Annotated in this window: 2 protein-coding genes; both read right to left on the bottom strand. The window is 35.7% G+C overall.

Translation table 11 applies throughout. The features are described 5' to 3' along the window. Nucleotides 1–309: 309 nt before the first annotated feature. Nucleotides 310–678: a hypothetical protein gene (locus tag B8880_RS12095; protein WP_084257836.1), complete on the bottom strand. Its 369-nt coding sequence runs from the start codon at nt 676–678 to the stop codon at nt 310–312. Between the two features lie 1,317 nt (nt 679–1,995). Continuing rightward, on the bottom strand, nt 1,996–2,510 hold a 515-nt coding region (locus B8880_RS14465; RefSeq protein ID WP_208610917.1), incomplete at its 5' end, for an ankyrin repeat domain-containing protein.

Here is a 2,510-nt window from a genome sequence, read left to right as displayed (position 1 = left end):
GACCGGTTGCCAGTAAGTATTTAAGTGTGGGTTCGGGTGTGCCGTCAATGCCAGCAGGACCCCTGGTTGTATCGCGCCGCTGTTGCTTTTGCCCCGGCCTTATTAGCAACCACTTTGTCTATTCGAGGCTGTTGAATTAGTGGATCACTACATATCAAACATTTAGGAGTGGCTTGCCATTGGTAGCATTAGTGGTTCATCTGCGTATCACAACATTGGAAAGCTAAAAGCGCACGACTTCAACGGTTTCGACACGAAATTCACCAAGAATCCGGAGGGGTTGGAGAGCGGTGGAGTGAATGTCTTTTATCATTTTTTATAGTCAGTAATTACACTTTTTATCATTTGCTCGGCTTGATTTTCCATATGTCGTCTTTTTATTTCTCTATTTAATAAATGCTCCGTACAAACTAGAAAATCTGATTTACTTTTATCATCCATTGCTGTACAAAGTTCTAATATATCTATGAATTGGTCATTCGGTATTTCTGAAAAGTCTCGTCCGCCTCCATGATCTTTATAAAAGATCTTATCGCATCCTTCCTTTTTAAAAAAGAAACCATAATTTGTCCCAAATTCATCTGTTACTTTAACAATACCTATATTTTTAATAAGATATGATTTCCCCAAAAAAAATAAGATAAGTAAAGTAAAAATTAAAGATATTATTTTTTTCACATGAATTCCTAGGTTGGTGATTTAAAACTAAATTTTTCTCTCAAATAATTAACAAATTTCATACCTATATTACCAGGACAAGTTCTCTTATCACCGGGTAAAGCAAACTCTCGATGCCCACCCAATGTATCAATATTAAATACAGATGATAGCGCTTCAATGAGTGTTACCGCTGACCAACCTTGAGGTGACGGGATGCTAATAGAATGAAAAAAATCCATCTTATCTAGAATAGAAATACCTAAATCTCTTGAATAACACTCCCTATTGGAAGAAGGCTGTTTATAGCAAAAGACTGCTTAATCATAAAGAATTCCCTTTATAAAAAATAAATATAACAACATAAAAAGACCAAGAAAAAAGAATGTTAAATATACCTTTTTTAAGCTATCTTTATACTTAACCTTACTAAAGGCCACTCTTATAACAAAGTTAATCGACAATAACCCTAACAATGTTAAAAAAGACAACACTAATAAAACAAAAAAACCACGAGAAGAAGTAGAATTAAAATTCAACCCAAGAAAATTAAACAAACTAATTATAGAAAATAAAACCCCAGCAAATAAAATAAAAACCTTATTATTTGAATTTAATAAAAAAACAAACAGATTAAGATTATACTAAACAAAAAGAATATCATTTAAATATATTCCCCCAATTTATCTTCCCATCAACCTCTGCTCCACCAATAATTTTTCCATTAAATCCAAATTCTGTGTTTTTTTATTCACATCTTGGATTAATTTTATACCTCCTCCGAAGGCAGGGCCTGCTTGAGCGCCTACTTTCCCACAAATTTTTATCCATGCATCATCACCGCCCTTGATCTTGAAATTAGGATCTAGCCCCCCCTTTAGCATTGCGTGTAAAAATGCAGGATGCTCTTGTGCAAGCGCTATACTTAATGGTGAATCCGAAAACTCCCCTCGTTGATCAAACGGCACACCCGCTTTCATCAACTCGGTAATAATATCTAAACGGGGGGTTGATTTATCGCTATTTCTATCGCCACGAGCCTCATACATCGCTACNGTTAAAATCGGTAATCCCCGTTTGCTTAAGGTCTTTAAATCTGTGGTTACTGCCAAATTTTTGACCTGCTCTACATTCCCTTTTTGAATAGCGCGGATCAACGGTTGCTGTTCTGTTGAAAAATCCGTAACGGAATAAACAGGCTTACATGCCATTAATAAAAATAGTATACCTAATAAGAAAACCGATTTTAATTGATTGACCAACATGCTATACCTACATAACTATTCATAACCCAATTTTTTTAATCTTTCTAATAATACTCTTTTTTTATCCAGTAATTTAGCTTGGGTTAATTTTCCTTGCTAAATCTTTATTAATCCAAGCTACTAATTTTTCACCACAAGCCGTGGCATCTCCGCCATTATCCAGTATGAAAAGGACTGTATCAATATGGCTACTATTATAGGCACCACATATTGGGTTAGTAATTGCAGCAATCTGTGTCTGTCTTTTGATATCTAAGCCATATTCGAGCAATAATTTAATCCGACTAATCGAGTCCAGATCTGACTCATACCTATCTAATACAGCCATCGATTGTGCCGCTGCTAATAAAACCGCAAGATACAAATTACCATCTTTAAGAATTTGGTTGGGATCTGCACCATACTTCAATAATAAATGCACATCTTCAATAGGTGCTCTTTGGGTTTCAAAATACAACGGGAGATACTTTTCTCTGCCAGATGCCGTTGCGCCAGATATCCCCTCTGCCTGATATCGAGGAAAATCAACGTCTGACACAATATTAGGGTTAGCACCCGCCTCTAAGAGTAAACGGGTGATTTTCTGGC

Source organism: Pasteurella testudinis DSM 23072, assembly GCF_900176075.1.
Lineage (GTDB): Bacteria > Pseudomonadota > Gammaproteobacteria > Enterobacterales > Pasteurellaceae > Chelonobacter > Chelonobacter testudinis.
This window is presented reverse-complemented; position numbering and strand designations above follow the sequence as displayed.